Raw genomic sequence first — 24,608 nt, forward strand, 5'->3', positions numbered from 1 at the left:
TTACTACCCTTTCATTCTGATGTGTTTATTCCCATTATAAAAGAAAAATATGAATAAAATATGGAGATAACCGTGGGTTGTTGATTCGGAAAAAGGTCAGAAGCTAACTAAAGAATCTTTTTCCTAATAAGAAGGGGGCTCATCATGATTCGAAAGAAAAGAAATAAGAGTGGATTCCTCAAGTCCTATCATTTATAAAGGAATATGTCATATACATTAATGAAAAATCGATTGTTGACTCCCGAGGAGGTTTTAGTATTGAATAGCCTTTATCGAATCCCTCCTGCCCATGCCCATTACTTTAAACTTTGGACTTCCGTAACGAATGGCCACGCACATTCAATCCAAACGTTCACCTTTCCCGTCAATGGAAACAGCACAGACGGGCACGCTCATACGTTTGCTGGGATTACCTCGCTGGCAGAAGGGCATCATCACCATTTTGAAGGAGTCACAGGTCCTGCGATTCCGTTAGAAGACGGATCCCACTATCATGAAATTGATTGGAAAACGTATGATAAACCATTTACCCATAAAGGCAATGCACATATCCCACTTCAGAATGACCGACACTTCCATATCATTAAGGTCCGAACAACAACTGGACTTGGCTATGAGCCACGTTTTTATTATTTAAATAGACGGTAAAACGAAAGACTGTTTTCGTATAAATGTTTTTTACAACTATTTTCAAATCAACAGAAATATTTTGCTTTTGATACGTTTAAACCAACCAATTTTAAGGTATCCTTTCTAATAACTAGCTCCTTCCGTAATGTAGCTCTGGTTTGGTTTGAGTGTTTACTGACAATCATACTTACCAAGTTAACCTACGATATTACGAGTAAGGAGCTAGTTTCGTTTATGGTAACTCTGCATGCGCCTGTTGGTCTCAATCTTTCCGCTACATCCCACAATCAAGTGTCCTTCGCTTCATTACATGGAAGCCCTTTTTCTCTATCCCTGTTTATTCTTCATACAAACGATCTTCTGGAGAAGGGACACACTAAAAAACACGGACGAATTGGATGTCCGTGTTTTCAACATTATAAGACTTTACTTAAAAATGCTTTTGTCCGCTCATGCTGCGGATTTGTAAAAATGGCTTCTGGGTGGTCTTCTTCAATGATATATCCACCATCCATAAAAATGACACGATCCCCCACTTCACGCGCAAAGCCCATTTCATGGGTAACGATAACCATCGTCATTCCTTCCTTTGCCAATTGCTTCATAACGTCTAATACTTCCCCCACCATCTCCGGGTCAAGCGCTGAAGTCGGCTCGTCAAAAAGCATGATTTTCGGTTCCATCGCAAGAGCACGTGCAATTGCGACACGCTGCTTTTGACCCCCTGATAAGGAATCGGGATAAACATGGGCTTTATCGGATAAACCTACCTTCGCTAATAGCTCTAACGCTTTTTGCTCCGCTTTTGCCTTGTCCCATTTTAAAACGATCATTGGTGAGAGAATGATATTTTCTAAGACTGTTTTATGAGGGAATAAGTTAAATTGTTGAAAGACCATTCCAACTTCTTTTCGTATTTCATTGATGTCGGTTTTTTTATCGGTCAAGTCCACCCCATCGATGTAAATATGACCATCGGTTACAGACTCAAGTAAATTGAGGCAACGTAAAAAAGTCGACTTTCCGGAGCCAGATGGCCCGATGACAACGACCACTTCCTGCGGTTTAATTTCCGCATTAATATCCTTCAACACTTCTAATGAACCAAATGATTTTTTTAATCCTTTTACTGATATCATTCTGTCTTAAACCTCTTTTCCACGTAAGCTAATAAATACGTAAGGGATAGCGTTAAGACTAAGTAAATTAGCGCAACGGTTAAATAAGGCTCCCACACACGATAATATTGCCCTTGCGCCGCACGCCCCCAATACATAAGTTCCGGTGCTGCGACAATGGCAAGAAGTGATGATTCCTTTAACAAAACAATGAATTCATTTCCTAAAGGAGGAATCATTCGTTTAAAAGCTTGAGGCAAAATAACATGACGCATTGCTTGAATATGGTTCATCCCAAGTGACCGAGCCGCTTCCATTTGACCGCGGTCGATGGACTGTATCCCCGCGCGAAAAATCTCCGCAATATACGCCGCAGCATTTAATGATAACGCAACGACCCCAGTTGCAATTGGATTAACCGGTGACATAAAGATTGGCATAATCCCGAAATGAATAAGTAGGATTTGCACGAAAAAAGGCGTTCCACGGAATAAATTGATATACCAGACAAACGGCAATCGAACGAGTTTAATGCTAGACATCTTTCCAATTCCAATGAATAACCCTAAAATCGTACCGAATAAAATTCCGAGTAAAGATAATAATATTGTCCACATGGTCCCCTTTAAGAAAAGAGGCATGTACTCCAAGACGATATCAAACCGAAAATCCATGATTGACCCCCTCAATCAATTTATACAGTTAGTAAAAAAGAGCGTAACGCGAACACGTTACGCAGCTTTAAACTTATTCAGCGTTTAACAATCCTTCAACATTAGGTTCTGTACCAAACCATTCTTTATAAATCTCTGCATATGTGCCGTTTTCAATTACTTTCGTTAACGCTTCATCAAACTTCTCTTTTAACTCGCTTCCTTTCGGGAACATTAATCCATAGAATTCAGATTCAAAGTTTTCAGGATCTTCAATTGCTTCTACCTTTGCATCTGGGTTATTTTTCACATATTCATTGGCTACGACGTTATCTGTTACAACAGCTTCCACATCACCATTTGCTAGCGCCATAAATGCGACGGCTGTGTTTTCATATTTTGAGATATTTGGATTGTTCGCTCCTACAACTTTCTCTACTGCAGCTTGTCCTGTCGTTCCGTTTTGAACTCCTACTTTCATACCTTCTAAATCTTGTGCACTTGAAATCTCTGTTCCTTCTTTAAACACAATCATATGAGTAGATTGAAAGTATGGTTTTGAAAAATCGTATGTTTCTTTACGATCATCATTAATCGTAATACCAGAGATAGCTAAATCTAGTTCTTCCCCTTGAATAGCCGCAAATAACGGATCCCATCCAATATTTTGTAAGTCATACTCATAACCTGCTTCTTCCATCACAGCTTTTAATAAATCGACATCAAACCCGACAATTTCACCTTTGTCCATAAATTCGAATGGAGCAAACGCTGCATCCGTACCTACTTTTAACTTTTCCTTCTCGGAACTATTACTCTCTCCTCCACCACACGCTGCTAGCAATAGGACCATTAACACAGACAACATTGACAATAACGACTTTACTTTCACTTGAGACCCCCCGATATTCTTTTTTGTTTTTTCAGATATTTATTATTATACACTAATATTAATAAATATCAATTAAAACATAATTATTATAATAGAAAAATATTACCAACATGTGTTTTTATACAACTTTTCCCATCTAATACTTGCTATATAATCTATTCTTTATAACTACTTCTAAAGTGAAACTCAAAATCCCTTTATTATTTTCAGAATTTTTAATTAATATTCCAACCTTTTATCACCTGCCTTCGAAAACATGATTAATAATTATTAGTGGTATAGTATTTTTATACACCTTTATTAATAATCATTCAATATGGAATTATTGGAATTATAACAATCTCCTATAAGATTCCAAATATAAAAGCGAAAAGAGTAAGAGGGCCCACTAGTAAAAAAATCCCATAGAATGTATTGAAATACTTTCTAATTCATGCTAGATTATACAAGGAATTTTTATCATATTTTCATAATATTGGAGGTTTAAAAGTGAAAAAAATCACATTCCTAACATTCATTTTGGCATTGTTCATCTTAGGTGGTTGTAACTCGACTGAAGTAATCAAAGGAACTGTTAACGAAACGCTGACATACGAAGATATGACACTCACCGTTAACAAGACGGAAGTGTACGACACACTTGTTGAAACAAGTGAAGGATATAATACAGAAGTTACGTTTGGTGATTCGACAAAAGCTGTGTTGGTCAACATTGAGATGAATACTGGGGAGCATACGATTTCCAACTCGAATTTTGAGCTTATTGCAGGTGAAGGAGAAGAAGGAACTTCCTATGAAGCATTACCAACGGACCTTCAATATCACGAGAAATATAATGTGATTGATTTTAATGATACGACAAGTGGAGACATTCAAGGAAACTTGATTTTCCCAGTAAATGAAGAAGATATTACGAACGAATCGTTCACACTTGCTGCTAATTTTGATGGCGTAACATTTTCGATCCCAATGACGATTAAACTTGAAGAACCGAAAGTTTACACGTTAGGAGAAACCGTTACCATTGACAATGCGTTTGAAATTACGTTTAAGGATTACCGAGTGGTGACAGACCAACTAACATACAACGGTTCAGAAGTTGTATTAGGTAGCCATAAATTAGTCGTCTTAGACGCAGAAGTCACTCCTTTAGGAGATGAAGTCATCATTAAAGATGAAAATCTATTCTTTGTTGATTCAAACGGGGAACTACATATCGTTGATACAGATGAATATGATGGGTTTAATGAATTAGTCAATGTTAGCTTACAAGAAAAAACAGAAGGACAGATTAAAGTGCTACTTCCGGAAGGAATTAACGAACAAGACTTAACATTTTTTATCGAAACATCATTCTCTAAAACGGAGTTTACTCTAAACAAATAGAAAATCAAACTAAGAAACACACATGATTTTACACTCACACCCCGGACATGAAAATTTATTCTCCCCGGGGTTTTTTCTTTCTACCATCTACCTATCATGATCGATCATTCAGCTCATAGGTAATTTCTATTTTCACAGAAAAAGCGCAAAGCGCAAGTCCTTAGGCGAAGGGCGCTGGAGCTTCCGTCGCCACGGCAGGGCCGAAGCGACCCGAGCTGATGCCGCTTGGAGCTAGACACCAAAAAACTGTAAAGAGAATACTTTAACACTTTATTGAACTTAAACTTTCTGTAACATTTAAAAAACTGCCTAGACTCATTAAAAGTCTAGGCAGCTTTTTTCGCTAAGATAGAAAAACGCACGTTTTGTTTAATTTTGAACAAAACGTACGCTTTTGTAGCACATGAATTACGGCAATAATGATAGAGGATTAACCGCATTTGACTTACTGCCATTCCATGGTCCAGCATGAATCTCGAAATGTAAGTGCTGTCCGTATGATTGACCTGTATTCCCCATATATCCAATGAACTGACCTTGGTTAACCTTTTGTCCACTGGATACTGCACGGCTACTTAAATGGGCATAAACAGTCGTATAAACTTTTCCGTTAATGTTGTGAGAAATAAAGACAACATTTCCATAACTGCTAGAATAATAGGAACGAATAACGGTTCCACCTGCGGCAGCATAGATTGGTACGGTTCCACTTTTAGCGATGTCAATACCAGCATGTAGCTTACCCCAACGCGATCCAAAGCCAGACGATACGTATCCAGCTGATGGCCAAATAAACCCTCCGGCATTCACAGACGGACTAGAAGATGATGAACCTGAATTCGAGCTAGAGCTTGATTCTGAGCTAGACGACTGACTTTGTTGTGCGGCTTTCTTCCGTTCTTCTTCTAATTGACGCTCATACTCAATACGTTGTTGTTCGATAATACGAGCTTGTTCAGCTAGGAAGGATTCTTGATCCTCTAATTCGTGTAACTCCTCCATCGCAGCGTCGTGTTCAGCGTTCACTTGCTCGAACAGTTTATCCTTTTCAGCTTTTTGAGCTTCTAATTGTTGTTCTAGTGTTTCTAATTCTTTTAACGCTTCACTTAAATCTGTCAATTCACGGTTTAGTTGCTCTTTTGATTCCTCTAAAAGCTGTTTATCTTGCTGATGCTCTTCAATAATTTTCTTATCCGCTTCTACTAGAGTCGTTACAGCACTGACGCGGCTAACAAAATCACTGAAGCTTTGTGCACCTAACAATACGTCAAGATAACTAATCATACCGCCACTTTCTTGTAAAGAAACGGCACGTTCTTTTAGTAGCTCATTTCGTGCGTCAATTCGTGCTTGTACTTCTTCTATTTGCTTTTTTAATTCTTCTATTTTCGCTTTTGTTTCAGTAATTAAGTCTTCTTTTTCTTTGATTTTTGTCGCAGTATCCGAAATTTTCATATCTAAGTTTTTAATTTCGGCTTCAAGCTGTGCTTGTTGCTTTTCTAGTTCTTCAATCTCACTTTTTTTACTATCAATATCCTCTTTTACGGATGAACGTTCATTTTCAATTTTTTCTTTTTTCTCATCGAAATCTTCGGCAATCACCGTATTTTGTAACGGCAAAATAACAGCGCTTGTCCCAAGAACAGCTGCAAGGCTTAGAGAAACGATCTGCTTTTTCAAGGCACATATCCTCCCAATAGTGTGAATTATGTATGGAAGAATAGCAAAAAGACTTTTGCTATTCTATACGCGTAAAAACTTTCGAACAGACATTAAACTTCCCCAAATGCCAATAAAGGCGCCAATAACGACGATAATCCCCGACACTTGTAAAACAAGTGGGTACATCGGAAGAAGTTCTAAGAACGTGTTTTGAACAGCTGTTTGTTTCACTAATTCCGATAAACGGTTGTACGTAACGGCAATAATCGCAATTGGTAAAATAGAGCCAAGTACACCTAAGAAAAGTCCTTCTAAGAAAAATGGCCAACGAATGAAAGAGTTCGTAGCTCCAACTAGTTTCATAATCTCAATTTCTTTCCTTCTAGCAAAAATCGTAACTTTGATGGTATTAGAGATTAAAAACATTGCTGTAAAGACAAGCCCAATAATAAGCGCGAGGCCGATGTTTCTTCCTACGTTTACGACTTTAAATAAACGTTCTATGGTTTCCTCGGCATAGTGAACTTCCGACACAAAATCAAGTTCTTTTATTTTTTTCGCTACCGTTGAAGTATCGGCAGGGTCACTTGCTTTTACGATAAATACATCCTTTAACGGATTCTCTTGTTCAAATAATTTAAAAGCTTCCCCTTCATCTCCAAAACTAGCAATTAAATTATTTAACTCTTCTTCCTTTGAAGAAAAGACGACACTCTCTACTTGAGAGATGGATTCAATGTTCTTTTTCAATTCATCCTGCTCTGCTTGTCCAGCTGACACATCAATTAATACTTTCATCTCAACGTCTTTTTCAATATTGGTTGCAATATTGTTTAAATTGAGCATGATCACAAGGAATGTTCCAACTAGAAATAGTGTCACTGTAACAGCAGAGACTGACGCAATCGTCATCCATGCATTACGAGCTAAACTTTTTATGCTCTCGCGCAAATGACGTCCAAGGGTATTAATCATATAAACCATACTCCCCTCTTGCTTCGTCACGCACGATCTTTCCATCTTCAATCGCAATGACACGCTTTCGGATCGTGTTGACTATCTCTTTGTTGTGCGTTGCCATCAGAATGGTTGTACCGCGATGATTGATCTCTTCTAAGATTCTCATAATCTCCCAAGAAGTATCGGGATCTAAGTTCCCAGTTGGCTCGTCTGCAATGACTAAATTCGGATTGTTGACAATGGAGCGAGCAATGGAGACACGTTGCTGTTCTCCACCAGATAACTCATCTGGGAAAAAGCGTGCTTTATGCTTTAGCTGTACGAGGTCTAGTACATCAAGCACACGTTTTTTAATGTTTTTCGGATTTTCCCCGATTACCTCAAGAGCAAAAGCAACATTCTCATAAACAGTTAGTTTCGGTAATAGTTTAAAGTCTTGGAATACGACCCCAATTTTTCTTCTAAAGTATGGAACGTCTTTTTCTTTTAACTGTTCGAGTGTGACACCGTTTATGACAATACTGCCTTTTGATGGCTTTTCTTCACGATACATCATTTTAATAAAAGTGGATTTCCCAGCTCCACTTGGACCTACAACGTACACAAATTCTCCTTGATTAATTTTTACGTTAATCCCATTTACCGCTAACACACCGTTCGGGTATGTTTTGTATACATCTTTCATTTCAATCATGTTATCACCTGACGTCAGATTTTTAATGGGATCACCAACAAATGATGAAACCTTTATGTCTAGTTAAACGTTATATTTAAGAAAGTTCTTTTTGGTAAATTTTCTGTTTGAGATAATTTTAGGCGAGAGTAAGTTTGAGTCATGCTGCTCAATTTTAAACAACACTCTCTCCCCATCAGTCTTTTGAAAAACTAGTCAGTTTTTTCTCGCAAGTACAATTATAACATCATTTTTCGTCAAAAATAGACTTTTTCATATTACATTTATGTTTCATCCTCGTAAAATGTAGAATTTTCCGATATTTATTTTAATATAAAGAACACCTGTGTTGTATCGTAAAATGATTCCAGTTCATAATAAGAAACATTCATGATTTTACACTCACACCCCTGACATGAAAATTTATTCTCCCCGGGGTTTCTTTTCTACCATCTACCTATCATGATCGATCATTCAGCTCATAGGTAATTATTATTTTCACAGAAAAAGCGCAAGGCGCAAGTCCTTAGGCGAAGGGCGCTGGAGGACCTGCGAGGAGACTTCCGTCGCCACAGCAGGGCCAAAGCGACCCGAACTGATGGCGCTTGGAGCTAGACACCAAAAAAGCTGTAAAGAGAATCCTTTAACACTTTATTGAACGTAAACTTTCTGTAATAACGAAAAAAGCAAAGGAATACACTTCCCTTGCTTCATTTCATGTTTTATTTTTTCGCCGCTAGCCATTCTGCTACAACCGCGGCTTCGCTTTCATTTAAAATGCCGCCTGGCATACCACCTTGTCCGTTAACGATAATGGATTTAATTTCATCTTCACTATATTTCGCTCCAACTTCAGTAAGCTGTGGTCCAGCTCCCCCTTGAAGGTTTTGTCCGTGACAACCTGCGCAGCTTCCTTTAAATAACTCTTCGGCAGAGGCAGTTGTTTCACCAGCACCATTATTCTCTTCACCTGTTTTATCTTCTGCCGTTCCACATGCAGTTAACGCTAAAGATGTACCTAATAATAAAGCCGTCAGTTTCTTTTTCACCGAGCATTCCTCCTAAAAAATATGGAATTCAAGGCTATTATAACCTATTTATGTAGGATTAAACCCCTCTCCAAGTACTTCTGAAGCTTCCATAACGACGACAAACGCAGAAGGGTCAACGGATTTGACCAATTGTTTCAATTTCGTGAATTGTGATTGATGGATTACACATAACAGCATCGTTCGAAAATCGTTAGTGTAGCCTCCTTGAGCCTGTATTTTGGTTACTCCACGATCCATTTGTTGAAAAATGGCTTCCTTCACTGAACCTTCTTTCGTCGTAATGACTAAAACCATTTTGGATCTAGAAAAACCTACTTGAACGATATCAATCGTCTTACTCGTCACAAACAAACCGATTAACGCATAAAGACCCTTTTCCACATTAAAGACGAGCGCAGCAGCAAGTACGATCAATCCATCGATAATGGCTACACTAATTCCTAGTGAAATGCCTGTAAACTTATGAATAATTTGAGCGGCTAAATCCGTTCCACCCGTAGACGCTTTCCCTTTGAAAACAAGTCCTAAGCCTAAACCAACACCTATTCCACCAAATAAAGCGCCAAGCAGAGGCTCATGTGTTGCCGGAGGAACATCTCTCGTTAAAAAGACGACAAACGGTAAAAAAATTGTACCAATGAGGGTTTTCAAACCAAACTGTCTTCCTAATAACAACACACCAGCAATGAACAACGGTATATTCAATCCCCATTGTACGTAAGCAGGTTCCATCCCAAAAAGGGCAAATACAATCGTACTAATTCCACTCACGCCTCCAGAAGCGACATCATTAGGAAGAAGAAATAGATTAAATGCAATTGCCACAAAAGCTGACCCTAATAATATAAGGAGTAAATCCAACAGTTTTTCTCGTCTCACGTGGCTCCCCTCCGAAACATCATACTCTTTTTAGTATGAATCATTCTTGGTAAAACATCCGAATGATTGAAAAGAATCTTTATATTAGAGACGAGTACTCTTTGAAGATATAAGAAACATACATGATTTTACACTCACACCCCGGATATGAAAATTTATTCTCCCCGGGGTTTTTTCTTTCTACCATCTACCTATCATGATCGATCATTCAGCTCATAGGTAATTTTTATTTTCACAAAAAAAGCGCAAGTCCTAAGGCGAAGGGCGCTGGAGGACCTGCGAGGAGACTTCCGTCGCCACAGCAGGGCCAAAGCGACTCGAGCTGATGGCGCTTGGAGCTAGACACCAAAAAAACGGTAAAGAGAATACTTTAACACTTTATTGAACGTAAACGTTCTGTAACAACGAAAAAAACCAGAAAATCAGTCGCCTGATTTTCTGGTTCACTCATCTAATAGTTGTATCTTGACCGTTTTGACGCCCCATTGCTTAGCTGTTTCCTCCGAAGGGAAGAAGACATCAATTTTATTTCCTTTAATGGCGCCACCCGTATCTGCCGCAACCGCTTCTCCATACCCTTCTACATAGACTTTCGTCCCTAGTGGAATGACGGACGGATCAACAGAAATGACTTTTTTATCTGGATTTTCGTGTAAGTTAATACCTGTCGCGGTCGTTCCGCTACACCCTTCACAATTGGCTGTATATGCTGTCGCTGTAACCGTGAGCGACTTCACCGCTTTTGTAGTTTCCTCAACAGTTTCTTTCTGTTCACCCACTTCTTTCATGACAAGTGTATCCCCTACGTAAATAAGATGTTCATCTTCTATTTGATTCCATTCTTTTAACTGTTCAACGGTCACGCGATACTGCTTTGCGATTTCGGTAAGAGTATCTCCTTGTTGAATGGTATACTCATAATCTCCATCCACACGCAATACTTGATTTGGGTAGATGGTTGTCGATGTCAAATCGTTCCATTCTTTTATTTCATCCACGGTCACATTATACTCATTGGAAATACTCCAAAGCGTTTCACCATTTTGTACTTCATGAACTTCAGCAGACGCTTTCCCTACTCCAGCCACCCCAATGGTTGAAGCTACCGTAAAAGCTATAACTGTTTTCTTCACATGAATGCCTCCTTTGTATGGCCTCATTATAACAACACCATATAACAGAGCCATTACAAGGAAAAAACAATTACAAAAGCATGGCTAATGACGCGATATCATAGGGTTTTCTCCCATTTTGTCACATCAGAAGTAGAATTTTGTGTAAATGATGGCACATGCTTGTCATCCTTATAACCTTTTTGAAAAATAATTCCCTTTTTCATCCAAAGTCTATACAAGTTGTAAAGTTTTCTCTTCATCCTTTGGAGAGGTAAATGTGTATTTCTCTTCGATAAAGATTTGATGCCAAATCATGAATATGAGGACGGTCCAAATTTTTCTACTATTATCTACTTTATTTTGACAATGTTCATCAAGTAAAGAGAGGAAATAGTTTTTATTAAATAAATGATCCGTTTCGCTCTCACGAATAATATTTCTTGCCCAATCGTACATTTCTTCTTTTAGCCAATGGCGAATTGGAACCGGGAATCCAAGCTTTTTCCGATCCAATACATGGTCGGGAACGATGCCTCTTGCCGCTTTTCTAAGAATCGTTTTTGTCGTCTGATCAGCTATTTTGTAGCGCGATGGAATTTTTGAAGCCACTTCAAATACACGTTTATCCAAAAATGGTACGCGAAGTTCTAACGAATTGGCCATCGTCATCTTGTCAGCCTTTAATAAAATATCGCCCCTTAGCCAAGTATGAATATCAATATATTGCATCTTCGTCACATCATCAAATCCCGCTGCCTCATCATAAAACGATTTAGTCATCGATTGATAGGTTAACGTGGCATCATAAAAATGGTAGAAGCGGTTTTTTTCATCCATTTCAAACATTTTCGCATTTCCAATATAACGATCTTCTAACGGTGTACAGCCTCGCTCAATAAAGCTTTTCCCCTTCATGCCATCTGGGAGATGTCGAGCCATCCATTTTAACGTTCCCTTCACCGATGGAGGAATATGTTGGAAGCCTCGTAAACTTAGCGGCTCTCGGTATATGTTATACCCACCGAACAACTCATCGGCCCCTTCACCGGATAACACAACTGTCACATGCTTTCTGGCTTCTCTCGCGACAAAGTAAAGCGGTATAGCCGCTGGATCTGCTAGAGGATCATCTAAATGCCAAATGATTTTGGGTAGTTCCTTCATATACTCTTCAGGTGAGATGACGTAATGGATATTCTCCACATTTAATACCCGCGCTGTTTCTTTTGCAACATCAATTTCGCTAAACCCTTGTCTCTCAAAACCAACTGAAAATGTTTTGATATTCGGATTGATTTCTTTCGCTAAGGCAACGACAAAGGTAGAATCAATCCCTCCAGATAAGAATGATCCTACAGGTACATCACTTCGCATATGTACATTGACAGAGTCTCGTAGAGCATCTTGAATTTGTTCAATATAAGCGTCTTCCCCTAAATCTTTTGATTGGAAATAAGCATGAAAATAGCGAGTGAAGCAAAGGTCTTCCCCTATTTTTAGCGTAAAATAATGACCCGGTAACACTTTCTTTACTTCTTGAGACATAGTCGAAGGTTCCGGCACGTATTGGAAGGTTAAATAGTGTTGTAATGCCTCTAAATCAACTTCGTCATGGTGTTTTGCTAGCATAATGCTTTTCTTTTCAGAGGCAAAATAATATTCATGGTCCTCCTCATAAACGTAAAGAGGTTTGATCCCAAACGGATCGCGTGCACCGTATACCTTTTTTTCTTCCTTATCCCAAATTAAAAAGGCAAACATTCCTCGGAGCTTACTAGCTGTTTCCACCCCGTAATGTGAGTATGCCGCTAAAATAGTTTCAGTATCAGAGTCCGTCTTAAATTGGTATCCTTCATTTAATAACGTTTCACGTAGTTCAACATAGTTATAGATTTCTCCATTAAAGATGATCCAGTAACGTTCATTCTCATAAGAAAGTGGTTGATGGCCATTTTCTAAATCAATAATGCTTAAACGTCGAAAACCGAAACGAACGTATTCATCTTCATAGTATCCTTCATCATCAGGACCACGATGTTCAATGACATGGTTCATTTGCTGAAAAAGTCCTCTTTGTCTGTCTGTTTGCCATTGTGGCTCTTTTCGAATAACGCCGATAAAACCGCACATAGTTTGTTCACCCTTCATCGTAGTTTCATATTTTTCATATCAATCCAACCGTATGACGTACCAAGCCACAAAATAGTTTCTATTATTTTTAAAAAAAGGTTCTCCTTTCCATTGTAACAGATTAAGAGTGAGGTAAAAGGATAAATAGTCATTATTTTCTTAACTTTCATTCCGTCTTGAAAATTAAATGTGATGTCCCAACATAGAGGGCAAAGTGTCTACTTATTGACAAGAGAGGACGAAAGCAGCCACAAAAGGGATGAGAAAAAAGTTCTAAAATAATAAAAAAGCTTCGGAAAGTTTGATTTCTCATACTTCCTGAAGCTTTTTGGTGTTATTAAAGCATGGAGCGTAAGTACGCGTCAATAAAGGAATCGAGCTCCCCATCCATGACAGATTGAACATTACCGACTTCTACGTTAGTTCGGTGGTCTTTTACAAGTGAATACGGATGGAAAACGTACGAACGAATTTGGCTTCCCCAACCAATTTCTTTTTGTTCACCACGAATTTCGGCTAATTCCTTTTCTTGCTCTTCAATTTTCTTTTGGTAAAGTTTCGCTTTTAACATCTTCATCGCGCGCTCGCGGTTTTTAATTTGTGAACGCTCTGTTTGACATGTAACGACAATACCTGACGGAAGATGCGTGATACGTACAGCCGAGTCTGTCGTATTAACATGCTGTCCTCCGGCACCACTTGAGCGGTACGTGTCTACTTTAATATCTTCTGTGCGTACTTCAATATCAATTTCTTCATTGAATTCAGGCATCACTTCACACGAAACGAACGATGTGTGACGACGTCCTGAAGAGTCAAACGGAGAAATACGAACGAGACGATGAACCCCTTTTTCCGCTTTTAAATAGCCGTAAGCATTGTGGCCTTTAATTAATAATGTAACGCTTTTAATACCGGCTTCATCTCCAGGTAAATAGTCAAGCGTCTCCACTTTAAATCCTTTTTTCTCCGCCCAGCGCGTGTACATACGAAGAAGCATAGAACCCCAGTCCTGTGATTCGGTTCCACCCGCGCCCGGATGAAGCTCTAAAATCGCATTGTTTTTATCATACGGTTGACTGAGCAATAATTGAAGCTCAAACTCATTTAAATCTTTTGTAAGAGATTTCAATTCGCTTTCAAGCTCTGATTGCAAGTCTTCATCTGGTTCTTCTTTGATTAATTCATATGTTACTTGAAGGTTTTCATACGTTTCGTTTAAATGATTAAATTGATTAACTAAGTCTTTTAAGCCATTCGCTTCGTTAATAACGGTTTGCGCTGCATTTTGGTCATCCCAAAAGTTAGGGGCGGACATTTGCTCCTCGAGTTCTTGTATGCGAGCCTGTTTGACATCTAAGTCAAAGAGACCCCCTAAAATCCGCTAATCGCTTAGCCATTTTTTCAAGTTCTGTTCGAATCTCTACTAATTCCATTGTTGTAACACCTCATTGCATAATATTCGTTTCATAATCATTCGGTATTATTTCGAATGATTGACATAGTCTTTTGAATTAAGAAAAGCGAGAGAGAGGCAAAAAGCCTCTCTAACAATAGAATATCACAAGTTTAGTGGCGTTTATCGTTATCGCCCACAACATTGTTTATATTTTTTCCCGCTTCCGCACGGGCACGGTTCGTTTCGTCCAACTTCAACTTTTTTACGTGCTGGCTTTTTCTTCGCTTGTGCATCGCCTTCTTTCGGCTGCACTGCTTCACCTTTCGCAACCTCTTGTCGCTCTAGGTTGTTTCGAATTTCTGCTTTCATAATAAACTTCGTTACATCTTCTTGGATGGATGCTGTCATATTTTCAAACATCGCATATCCTTCCATTTGATATTCACGAAGAGGGTCTGTTTGTCCGTAGGCACGTAAATGAATTCCTTGACGAAGTTGATCCATCGCATCGATGTGATCCATCCACTTCGTATCAACAGCTCGAAGAACGATAACACGTTCGAATTCGCGCATTTTCTCTTCAGTGAATGCTTCCTCTTTTTCGTTGTAACGAGCTTGAACGTGTTCCCAAATAAGCTCCATGATTTCGTCTGCTTCTTTGCCACGAAGATCCGTTTCAGAAAGAGCTGTATCTTCATCTAATACGTTCGCTTTTACCCAATCCATTAGCCCTTCAAGGTTCCAATCCTCTGGCAATTCCTCTTGTGTATAGGAAGCGACGACACGCTCGATTGTACTCTTTATCATTTCTTCTACTTTATCGCGAAGGTTTTCAGATTCAAGTACTTCGTTACGTTGTTCGTAAATCACTTCACGCTGTTGACGAAGAACATCATCATATTGGAGTAATTGCTTACGTGCATCAAAGTTATTTCCTTCTACACGTTTTTGAGCCGATTCTACCGCACGGGAAACCATTTTCGACTGAATAGGCTGCGAATCATCCATACCAAGTCGGTCCATCATATTCATCATATTTTCAGAACCGAAACGGCGCATCAGCTCATCTTCCATTGATAAATAAAACTGAGTCACCCCTGGGTCCCCTTGACGACCAGAACGACCGCGAAGCTGGTTATCAATACGGCGCGATTCGTGACGCTCAGTCCCGATAACGGCTAAACCACCAAGCTCTTTCACACCTTCTCCAAGTTTAATATCTGTTCCACGTCCAGCCATGTTTGTTGCAATTGTTACAGCACCTTTTTGTCCAGCTTGTTCAATAATTTCTGCTTCACTCGCATGGTTTTTCGCATTCAATACGTTATGTGGAATTCCTTTTTTCTTTAAAAGGTTTGAAATATATTCCGACGTTTCAACGGCAACTGTTCCGACGAGGACAGGTTGTCCTAATTGATGGCGCTCAGCAATATCTTCAACGACTGCTTTAAATTTGCCTTCAATCGAACGATAAATTAAATCAGCTCTATCATCACGAATGACCGGTCTGTTTGTCGGAATCGCCACAACATTCATATTATAAATATTTCGGAATTCTTCTTCTTCCGTTTTGGCCGTTCCTGTCATACCAGACAATTTTTCGTACATGCGGAAGTAGTTCTGAAAGGTGATGGTTGCCAGCGTTTTGCTTTCGTTTTGAATCTCTAACCCTTCTTTTGCTTCAATCGCTTGGTGCAACCCGTCACTATAACGTCGCCCTTTCATTAAACGACCCGTGAACTGGTCGACGATAACGACTTGTCCATCTTCAACTACATAGTCAAAGTCTTTTTGCATCACGACATGAGCACGTAAAGCATTGTTAATATGATGGTTAAGGGCTACGTGCTTAATATCGAATAAGTTTTCAATATTGAATGCTCGCTCAGCCTTCGTCATGCCGTCTTCCGTTAGCTGAACATTTTTCGTTTTTTCGTCATAAGTGAAGTCTTGTTCCTTCGTTAACGTGCGAACAAAAGCATTCGCTTGTAAGTAAAGGCGGGTTGATTTCGCCGCTTGCCCTGAAATGATGAGCGGTGTACGAGCTTCGTCAATTAAGATGGAATCGACCTCATCAATGACTGCAAAATGAAGTGGTCGCTGAACTTTTTGTTCCGTATAAAGCACCATATTGTCCCGTAAGTAATCGAATCCAAGTTCATTGTTTGTTGAATATGTAATATCTTTGCTGTATGCTTCACGCTTTTCATCTTTCGTCAAACTATTTAAGTTTAACCCAACTGTTAAGCCGAGGAATTCAAATAACTGTCCCATTTCATTGGCGTCACGAGAAGCTAAGTATTCGTTGACCGTTACGACGTGTACCCCTTTACCAGTTAAGGCGTTTAAATAAACGGGCATCGTAGACGTTAACGTTTTACCTTCCCCTGTTTTCATCTCAGCAATGTTTCCTTCATGTAAAGCAATGGCTCCCATAAGCTGTACTTTATAAGGATACATACCGAGAACACGTCGAGCCGCTTCTCGAACGACTGCATACGCTTCGATGAGGAGGTCATCTAACGTTTCTCCTTTATCAAGGCGCTCAACAAATTCTGCTGTCTTATCTTTTAATTCTTGGTCTGTTAAATTTTCCATTCGTGGACCAAGTGAATCAATTTTATCCGCCATTTTCTCATAGCGGTTTAGCGTACGTTTATTCACATCAAACATTTTGTTCAATATCCCAAGCATCACAAAACGCTCCTCTAAATGATATAAATTCCCTTTTTAAATTGTAACATTGCTTGAAGTTACAAACAACTCAAAGGAAGTCATATGGAAGCGATGTGGCTACATAAGTTCAAAATCAGCTTGTCTTTTAAAGGTACGAAGCAAAATATGACTCTGTACGCGTTTAATTCCTTCCATTTGGTATAATTCATCGTGAAGAAATTGATCTAATTGTTCTTGGCTTTGCACTAACACTTGTAGGTGAAGGGTGCTTGGTCCCGTCATTTCATAACAGCTGACAACTGATGGATGCTCCGATAGTTTCTTCGCAACTTCAATCATCTCCGATGGGATACACTCAACTTCAAACAGTGCCTGAATTTGCTTCCCGACTTTTTCGGTATTGACGACAACTGTAAATTTCTCAATAATACCTTCCTTCATTAACGTATGGACACGTTCACGAATGGCGACACGCGATAAGTTGAGCTCTTTTCCGATATCAACGTACGACATGCGTCCGTTTTTGGATAGGAGTTGTAATATTTTATGATCGACTAAATCTAATTTCAAAACAAACACCACTCTTTACTGTATTTCTTTGCTACTTTTTATCCTTATGTCATCATAGGTCCTCTGCACTATTTTACACTAAATTGTGGCAAATGCGTTCCTTTTTTTAGTGAAATTTAAAGCTTTATCCAAAATGAATATCTCTCCATAAAGAAAGAATGGTGATATACCGGTACAATAAGAAAAGCGCAAGTCCTTAGGCGAAGAGCGCTGGAGGACCTGCGTGGAGGCTTCCATCGCCACAGCAGGGCCGAAGCGACCCGAGCTGATGGCGCTTGGAGCTAGACACCAAAAAAAACGGTATAGAGAATACTTTAACACTTTATTGAACTTAAACTTTCTGTAACAACTAAAAAGGCGCTCACAAAGTTCATTCACTTTGGAGCACCTTTTTGACTATCTTGGTTCAATTAATCCATATTTTCCATCTTTTCTGCGGTACACGACATTTGTTCGGTTCGTTTCTGCATTCGTGAAGACGAAAAAGTTATGACCGAGCATGTCCATTTGAAGAATTGCTTCTTCACTGTCCATCGGCTTTAAGTCGAAGCTTTTCGTCCGAACGACTTGAATGTCTTCTTCCGATTCTTTTTTATCAGCCGCTTCTCCAATTGTCGGTGTCACAAACAATTTAGCGTCCGCTTGCTGCTCGCGAAGCTTTCGGTTTACTTTCGTTTTATGTTTACGAATTTGTCGCTCAAGCTTATCCATCACAAGATCAATCGCCGCATACATATCAGCATGATGTTCCTCTGCACGCAACACCAACTGCGGCATTGGAATCGTCACTTCTATTTTAGATTCTTGATCATTGTAATACTTTAAGTTGACATTTGCCTTCGCCTCAACACCTTCATCGAAATAGCGTTCAAGCTTGGCCATTTTCTTCTCAACGTACTCTCGAAGTGCTGGAGTTACTTCAATGTTTTCGCCTCTGACGTGGTTAATCATCAGAACTCCTCCTTTATTAAGGATATGTAAATGTAATTCTCCAATTCCCTGTGCTTTTCCTGCTTAAACTTTAATTTTTTGTGAAAATTTCGTGAATTTGTTGAATTTTGTTGAAGCAAAACGAATGACAGCCTTACGAAATGATAGTGTATGTAAACATGACGGAGAATATAAGGTCGTTTCACACAAATTTTCAAGTTCAATAAGTATGGGTGCCATAGAATATGAACGTTCTGCTTGATAGTAAGAAATCGCAAGGGATATGCACCTTATGTACATTGTTTTGAGAGTTTTATTTGGGGGATTTTAGGAGAGAGAGGATCTTGAGAACGAATGTGGTGAAGGCACACCATTTACCCCATTTAATGGAGTGAATTGTAGAGCCTGTTTGGAATAGGTCTGATAGGTGCGAGACGCTGTTAGGACTAGTGAGCCTCCATAACGGCTCAATTCACACTGGGAAAGCAAGCAACCTGTAGCAGAAATCTTTTCTGCATGTAAGTGAAAAAGAAAAAGCATCCAGAAATTCAATCTGAATGCTTTTTAATGCGTTATAAATGTCTGTAGCTGTTTTTGTACCTCTTGCTTCCAAACAGTAAAGGTTGGATATAATTCATAACGAACGAGATTTTCAAAGACGACCGGCTGTTGCTTTATAAAGTCTACTTCCTCGAGTAAATGAATTAATTCATCTAACCGATCTAAAAGCTGATTCTCTTCCATGTGAGTGACCATTAAATGACGCGATGAATCCATTTCGTAAAAAGCCAACATAATATCCGTTAAAACGCGATCCCGTTCCGTATACTCAATATTTTCAAAGCTTTGAATGACATATTGTATGCCTTCATCAATGGAATCGAGCAAATAATAAAATCGCATAAAAAGCTCAAATTGTTCGGATGAAATCTTCTGCACACATGTCACCTATTTTCGTTTATCATAAAACATCCCATCAATCGTTTGTTGTTGATATGGGTTTACGTATTTTCTCGCCGACTGCTTCGTCTTTTTCACTTGAAGAATTTTGTTCTTAATTTCAAACTTCATTGCTTCAAGCTGCTTTTTTAATTGTTCATCTAATGGAAAAAGCTGTCTCCCCTTTTCCATTTCTTCAGATGAAAAAGGTGGGACGATATCTTTTAGTGCTTCTTCTCGCTGTGCTAGGAGAGACTGCAGCTTTTCAATTTGTTCGTCTCGATTTTTCTCATTCGTTTCAGCTGTTAGCTGAAGTAATTGTTCCGTTAGTTGGATGACTCGATTGATCCGGTCCATTATGCTTGGCCACCTTGCTCTTGCGCGTTCACTTTACTTAATCGAATGACTTCCTTCCAAGTGTCTCGGAACTCAGAAACATAGCCTTCTACTTCTTCCAGAATGCCTACATCATTTTTAATATTCGCTTCAATTAATCGACGGTTCATGTACTCATACATCACCATCAATTGTTGTGAGATTTCGATATCCGTATTTAACGTCACCATGAGCTCGCGAATAATATTTTGTGCTTTTTGTAGATTAATATTTTTTTCTTCAAGATTTTGCTCAGAAATCGCTTTTTTCGCCAGTTTAATAAATTTTAAACACCCATTATACAGCATTAACGTCAATTCTCCTGGCGAAGCGGTCGTGACACTATTTTGTTGATAAGCTTCATACGGATTGTTCATTGCCATAAAAGACACTCCTTATAATCCCTTGTTCTTGTATCCCCATTATAACGCTCTTTTGGAAAAAATGGGGATACAAATTAAGCAGTAGGAATGGTGCCTAGAATCCACCAAATTGCTGCATCAAATACATAGACTGCTCATTCATTCTCTGAATCGCTGTTTCCATCGCAGTGAATTGACTCCAGTAACGATCTTCGATTTGAATGAGTCGGTCTTCAAATCGATCAATTTGCTTTTCTAAATCGGTTAAATTTCGACCAATTGTGAACTGTTGATTCGTTGAAAGTGTGTTTCCAGCTTTCTCTTCCACTTTCCCAATTGTATTTTTGATGGTATCTCGAAGTCTTCGCGCAATTCCCTTTTCCTCAAATGTCGATCCATTTGCCATAAATAATTTATAAATGGCATCTGGGTTCTCTTCGATTTTCTCACGTAGCTTTGTTTCATCAATGATTAGTTTACCGCGGTCCAAATAGTTTGATGAGGTCGTAATCCCGATATCAGCTAGCTGTTGAAACCCGCTAATCACATCGCTATTATTGACGGTTGAATAAAAGTCAAGACGCATTTGGTTTAAGCCACCAGATAAAATGCTATCGTTTCGCAGTAAACCACTTCGAGCTTTTTCTTCCCATAATTCAACCTGCGTTTCTGTCATCGCTTCTTTCTGTTCGTCCGTTAACGGTGCATAGTCACGATATCGTTCTTCCGTTAGTTCACCATTGATTTTTTCAATAACTTCATTATATTTGTTTACAAATTGGACAACGGTGTCCAAAATGGAATCTACATCCGTAGTAGACGAAACTGTAACAGGGGATGTTGTCGTATTTTTAACCGTGTAACTCATCCCATTTACCGTGAAGGTGTTGGACGTTTTTTCCATTTGATACCCATTAATTTTCACAACGGCATTTTGACCAGCTGTTGATGGGTCTAATATATCTGGATCGCTACCATTCCATGCTGTGAAGCCAAGATCGTTTTGCATAAACGTTTTTGTCGCTGCATCTCCAGCTTTAATGTATCCGCCGCTTCCAGTTTTATTGCTCGTCAAAACAAATGTATCCTTATATGTGCCACTACCAGCATCATAAATGCTTTCTTTCATTGCTGTCATTCCGAGAGATGAACTATTAATCTTCGTAACAAGGTCATCAATCGTATCATCAGCATCCAACTCAATGGTTACCGTACGCGAAGAGGTTGCCCCAGGGTCTTGCACTTCGAAGGTTAATGTTCTCGCTGCTGATGTGAATCCTGCTAAGTTATTTGAGCTCCAAGATGCGGCTGAAGCTAGCTGCGATACTTCAACGGTTGCTGAGGTGTTCGCTGTCGCACTTACAGACTTTGCTGTCACTTTTGTTTCATCAGAACTCGTAATCGCCTTTTTAGTAAAGGAAGATTGTCTAAACACCCCATCGAAAATTTGGGTATCGAGTTCTTTTAAAAGCTTATTCATCTCACGATAGTCGTCACGCTGCCATTCTAGCGTCTGCTTCTTTTGATACATTTTATCGAGTGGCATTCGCTCAGCTTTCATTAAATCGCTCACTAACGTATCAATATCCATTCCACTCGCTAAACCACCAATTCGAATTGCCATAGATGATCACCACCTTAAATTCTCTCATTTATTATTAGGCCCATTAATTCAGCCATTGCTGCATACATATCGAGCATTTTCTTTGATGGAATTTCTTTAATGACTTCCTCAGTCTCTTTGTTTATCACTTTTACGTAATATTCATTTAACTGTTCATGAAGCACGAACTGAATCGACGTCTCCATCGGCTTCATAAATTCATTTACCTTTTCAACCGCTTTTTCTACTTCCACTTTCGTTATATCACGACTTTCGACGTTTTTGCCATCTTCACGCTTTGATGGCTTAAACGTGGAAAGCTCTTCAAGCTTTACAGATGAATTCGGTGAAATCCCATCTACCGACATATCCACCCATCCCCCTAATTCGCTTCATTCTATTTCTTATATCGGTCTAATAAAGGATTTTTTTAGAGGATCGAGGAAATGTTCACGTTTTAAACTTAGTTAAATATTGATAACCATAATTTAACACAACTTATTCCGTCGGTGTACTTGTCCACCTCTTTTACTATCGGATACAATGGTGATGAAAAAACAAATGAGGAGTGAAAAGAATGGAACAGAAGATTGATTTAATTTTAGAGAGAATGATATCAATAGAAAGTGAACTGAAAGGCATGAACACACGACTAAATCGGATTGAAGAACGTTTAACTCATGTTGAATATGAGCATAAATCCTTAAAACAAGCTGTCATCGAAACAAACGAAGAAGTGAAAAATCTATCTGAAAGCTTTAAATCCGTTTATGAAATCATTGGGGAACATGACGTGTCCATTCGGACCTTCCGAAAGAAATTGATGAATAGTTAATTGAAGACAACGTTCTTAACCCCCACTATAAATTTCACTCTACTAACCCTAGATCAACTTGTAATTCCTCAACGTTTCATCTTGTATGACTAACTCTCTTAAAGTAAAAGGGAAGCACGAGCGCTTCCCTTCTCATTATCCCTTTAGATCAACAGAGTTTCCTAAATGTGGCTCTAATGACACAGGTGTTTGCGTTGTTTGCATTAACTCCTGCATGGCCTGTCCATTTTGTTCAGCCGTATTCATGGCCATTTTCATGACTGAAAGACTCGCTTGTTGGTTTACATTAGTCTGGCTAAGCATCATTGAAAGTGCTGCGATGTCCATACAATCCACTCCCCTCTTTAGTCGGTTCACTTTTATTATCGGGTGGGATTACAGATGTTTAAGGAATTAAGTGGAAACACTTGGAGAAAATCAGATTTAGCTTCTACTTCAGAAAAAGGAAGGACGTGATTGACATGGATCACCCTTTAGATTCTTTTATGATGGAAATGGTATTCGGAAAGCTCCTTGGTGATGGTAATTTAACTATTGATGAAAGCCGTTCACCAAGATTCCGTTTTGCCCACAGCTTAAAAGACAAGGAGTGGTGTGTACATTGCTATGAACAGTTAAATAACCACCTTCCAATGAACGCTCCAAAATACCGTAAATTAAATGACCCTAGAGTAAACAAAGGCTATAAAGAACAGCTCTATGTCCAGTCTAAAACACATCCATTTTTTATTCGCTTGAAAAATCAGTGGTATTTAAATAAGAAAAAGGTAGTACCTATAAATGAACTTGAAAAATATTTCACTCCATTGTGTTTAGCTTGGTGGTATCAAGACGATGGGCATTTAAAAATAACAAATCAACAGTTAAAAAAAGTAATCCTCTCAACAGAATCTTTTACGGAAGAAGAAATCTTGAGTTTAAAAGAACTACTAAAAAATAAATTTTGTCTAGAATTTAAAAAGGATGGTCAGAATCGATTAATAATATATGATAAACCTCAAATCTATTACTTTCTCCATCTTATTAAACCGTATATACATAGAAGCATGGAAAGAAAATGTGTGTTCCCAAAAATGGATAAACCTATTGAGAAAACGCATTTGAGGACAACCATTTACCTACCCTCTCACATAAAACTCGCATCACCAAGTCAGGATATAAAGGAAATCATATCTAAATTAAAGCAGTCTTTTCTTCCAATGTTAGAGAATCGAGACTACATCATCCAATACTTTTAGTACACTTTTCCTCAAATAAACACAAAAAGGAGTAAACAAGCATATCAAGTGCAATTCTCTCATGAGGAATTAGCCACTCTTTTTGCCATTCAAGAAAAATTAGGACTTTCAAGAAGTCAAACGGTTTCCCTCTATTACTTTATTAAATGATTTGTTAATTCCTTACCATTTTAGAGTATAGAAAATAGAGGTCTTAGCGATGCTAAGACCTCTACCTTTATAAATTAACGAAGTAACTGAAGTACTCCTTGTGGTTGCTGATTTGCTTGCGCAAGCATTGATTGTGCTGCTTGAGAGAGGATGTTGTTCTTTGTGAACTCCATCATTTCTTTCGCCATCGTGCGAACATTTGCTTTCACAAATGACTAGACTATCTCTTCACCCTCAGCTTCAACTGTTAGGGGCCGGGCACTTCGGATTCACAATGTCTCTCACCATCGCTTCACCTACGGGTTTCATCACCATGGCTCTCGCTTTAGGTGGTTTACCCTAGTCGTTGAACCTTCTCCAGAGTTTCCTCACAGGAGCTTG

The 24,608-nt window shown here is 38.8% G+C and carries 24 protein-coding genes and 1 pseudogene; 4 read left to right on the top strand and 21 right to left on the bottom strand.

The window, feature by feature from the left end:
- Positions 1-258: 258 nt before the first annotated feature.
- Entirely contained in the window at positions 259-648 is a 390-nt protein-coding gene (locus ML543_RS15115; protein ID WP_243388267.1) for a YmaF family protein, read from the top strand.
- Between the two features lie 398 nt (positions 649-1,046).
- On the opposite strand, the gene ML543_RS15120 is transcribed toward ML543_RS15115, so the two are convergent.
- The 3 genes from ML543_RS15120 to ML543_RS15130 all read right to left on the bottom strand — a co-directional run bounded on the left by ML543_RS15120 (position 1,047) and on the right by ML543_RS15130 (position 3,269).
- On the bottom strand, positions 1,047-1,769 hold the full coding sequence (locus ML543_RS15120) for an amino acid ABC transporter ATP-binding protein (RefSeq protein ID WP_243388268.1): 723 nt from the start codon (positions 1,767-1,769) through the stop codon (positions 1,047-1,049).
- On the bottom strand, positions 1,766-2,422 hold the full coding sequence (locus tag ML543_RS15125; protein ID WP_243388269.1) for an amino acid ABC transporter permease: 657 nt from the start codon (positions 2,420-2,422) through the stop codon (positions 1,766-1,768). The genes ML543_RS15120 and ML543_RS15125 overlap by 4 nt, the downstream gene beginning before the upstream one ends.
- 73 nt (positions 2,423-2,495) lie before the next feature.
- Positions 2,496-3,269 (bottom strand): basic amino acid ABC transporter substrate-binding protein, encoded by a 774-nt coding sequence (locus ML543_RS15130; RefSeq protein WP_243388293.1) that lies wholly within the window; start codon positions 3,267-3,269, stop codon positions 2,496-2,498.
- A gap of 513 nt (positions 3,270-3,782) precedes the next feature.
- On the opposite strand from ML543_RS15130, the gene ML543_RS15135 reads away from it, so the two are divergent.
- Entirely contained in the window at positions 3,783-4,679 is an 897-nt protein-coding gene (locus tag ML543_RS15135) for a hypothetical protein (protein WP_243388270.1), read from the top strand.
- 408 nt (positions 4,680-5,087) lie between these two features.
- On the opposite strand, the gene ML543_RS15140 is transcribed toward ML543_RS15135, so the two are convergent.
- The 16 genes from ML543_RS15140 to flaG form a co-directional block, all read right to left on the bottom strand.
- Complete coding sequence (locus ML543_RS15140) at positions 5,088-6,359, bottom strand: murein hydrolase activator EnvC family protein (RefSeq protein ID WP_243388272.1); 1,272 nt, start codon at positions 6,357-6,359, stop codon at positions 5,088-5,090.
- Positions 6,360-6,422: 63 nt separating this feature from the next.
- Complete coding sequence (gene ftsX, locus ML543_RS15145; RefSeq protein WP_243388273.1) at positions 6,423-7,316, bottom strand: permease-like cell division protein FtsX; 894 nt, start codon at positions 7,314-7,316, stop codon at positions 6,423-6,425.
- Positions 7,309-7,995 carry a cell division ATP-binding protein FtsE gene (gene ftsE, locus ML543_RS15150; RefSeq protein WP_243388274.1) on the bottom strand — a complete coding sequence of 229 codons (687 nt, stop codon included), beginning with the start codon at positions 7,993-7,995 and terminating at the stop codon, positions 7,309-7,311. Before ftsE ends, ftsX begins: the two co-directional genes overlap by 8 nt.
- 701 nt (positions 7,996-8,696) lie before the next feature.
- Positions 8,697-9,023, bottom strand: a complete 327-nt coding sequence (gene cccB, locus ML543_RS15155) for a cytochrome c551 (RefSeq protein WP_243388275.1) — start codon at positions 9,021-9,023, stop codon at positions 8,697-8,699.
- A gap of 48 nt (positions 9,024-9,071) precedes the next feature.
- A complete protein-coding gene (locus tag ML543_RS15160) occupies positions 9,072-9,905 on the bottom strand; it encodes a YitT family protein (protein WP_243388276.1) in 834 nt (277 codons plus the stop codon).
- 443 nt (positions 9,906-10,348) lie between these two features.
- Positions 10,349-11,038, bottom strand: coding sequence for a 3D domain-containing protein (locus tag ML543_RS15165; RefSeq protein ID WP_243388277.1), 690 nt, complete (start codon positions 11,036-11,038; stop codon positions 10,349-10,351).
- Positions 11,039-11,251: 213 nt separating this feature from the next.
- A complete protein-coding gene (gene asnB / locus ML543_RS15170) occupies positions 11,252-13,150 on the bottom strand; it encodes an asparagine synthase (glutamine-hydrolyzing) (protein WP_243388278.1) in 1,899 nt (632 codons plus the stop codon).
- Between the two features lie 337 nt (positions 13,151-13,487).
- A protein-coding gene (prfB, locus tag ML543_RS15175; protein ID WP_419095393.1) for a peptide chain release factor 2 occupies positions 13,488-14,586 on the bottom strand; the annotation gives its coding sequence in 2 pieces (ribosomal slippage) (positions 13,488-14,513 and positions 14,515-14,586; 1,098 coding nt in all).
- A gap of 149 nt (positions 14,587-14,735) precedes the next feature.
- Positions 14,736-17,243 carry a preprotein translocase subunit SecA gene (secA, locus tag ML543_RS15180; protein ID WP_243388280.1) on the bottom strand — a complete coding sequence of 836 codons (2,508 nt, stop codon included), beginning with the start codon at positions 17,241-17,243 and terminating at the stop codon, positions 14,736-14,738.
- A 99-nt stretch (positions 17,244-17,342) separates the two neighbouring features.
- On the bottom strand, positions 17,343-17,795 hold the full coding sequence (locus ML543_RS15185; protein ID WP_243388281.1) for an Lrp/AsnC family transcriptional regulator: 453 nt from the start codon (positions 17,793-17,795) through the stop codon (positions 17,343-17,345).
- 396 nt (positions 17,796-18,191) lie between these two features.
- Positions 18,192-18,746: a ribosome hibernation-promoting factor, HPF/YfiA family gene (hpf, locus tag ML543_RS15190; RefSeq protein WP_243388282.1), complete on the bottom strand. Its 555-nt coding sequence runs from the start codon at positions 18,744-18,746 to the stop codon at positions 18,192-18,194.
- Positions 18,747-19,289: 543 nt separating this feature from the next.
- The gene (locus ML543_RS15195) at positions 19,290-19,664 is read right to left on the bottom strand and encodes a DUF8042 domain-containing protein (protein WP_243388283.1); all 375 of its coding nucleotides are present in this window, start codon (positions 19,662-19,664) and stop codon (positions 19,290-19,292) included.
- A 9-nt stretch (positions 19,665-19,673) separates the two neighbouring features.
- Positions 19,674-20,021 (bottom strand): flagellar protein FliT, encoded by a 348-nt coding sequence (fliT, locus tag ML543_RS15200; RefSeq protein WP_243388284.1) that lies wholly within the window; start codon positions 20,019-20,021, stop codon positions 19,674-19,676.
- Positions 20,021-20,422 (bottom strand): flagellar export chaperone FliS, encoded by a 402-nt coding sequence (gene fliS, locus ML543_RS15205; protein ID WP_243388285.1) that lies wholly within the window; start codon positions 20,420-20,422, stop codon positions 20,021-20,023. The genes fliT and fliS overlap by 1 nt, the downstream gene beginning before the upstream one ends.
- 94 nt (positions 20,423-20,516) lie before the next feature.
- Positions 20,517-22,025: a flagellar hook-associated protein 2 gene (locus ML543_RS15210; protein WP_243388286.1), complete on the bottom strand. Its 1,509-nt coding sequence runs from the start codon at positions 22,023-22,025 to the stop codon at positions 20,517-20,519.
- Positions 22,026-22,039: 14 nt separating this feature from the next.
- Positions 22,040-22,372, bottom strand: a complete 333-nt coding sequence (gene flaG, locus ML543_RS15215) for a flagellar protein FlaG (RefSeq protein WP_243388294.1) — start codon at positions 22,370-22,372, stop codon at positions 22,040-22,042.
- 209 nt (positions 22,373-22,581) lie between these two features.
- Here flaG and ML543_RS15220 point away from each other — a divergent pair, with 209 nt between their 5' ends.
- Positions 22,582-22,839: a hypothetical protein gene (locus tag ML543_RS15220; RefSeq protein ID WP_243388287.1), complete on the top strand. Its 258-nt coding sequence runs from the start codon at positions 22,582-22,584 to the stop codon at positions 22,837-22,839.
- A 135-nt stretch (positions 22,840-22,974) separates the two neighbouring features.
- Here the strand turns inward: ML543_RS15220 and ML543_RS15225 are convergent, their stop codons facing one another.
- Positions 22,975-23,166, bottom strand: a complete 192-nt coding sequence (locus ML543_RS15225) for a YjfB family protein (protein WP_243388288.1) — start codon at positions 23,164-23,166, stop codon at positions 22,975-22,977.
- 134 nt (positions 23,167-23,300) lie between these two features.
- Between ML543_RS15225 and ML543_RS15230 the strand changes: the two genes are divergently transcribed.
- Positions 23,301-24,077: an endonuclease gene (locus tag ML543_RS15230; protein ID WP_243388289.1), complete on the top strand. Its 777-nt coding sequence runs from the start codon at positions 23,301-23,303 to the stop codon at positions 24,075-24,077.
- A gap of 224 nt (positions 24,078-24,301) precedes the next feature.
- On the opposite strand, the pseudogene ML543_RS15235 reads toward ML543_RS15230, so the two are convergent.
- Positions 24,302-24,415 (bottom strand): annotated as a pseudogene (locus ML543_RS15235) (flagellin); the annotation flags it as partial.
- Positions 24,416-24,608: the final 193 nt, after the last annotated feature.

The organism is Bacillus kexueae, from assembly GCF_022809095.1.
GTDB lineage: Bacteria > Bacillota > Bacilli > Bacillales > Aeribacillaceae > Bacillus_BZ > Bacillus_BZ kexueae.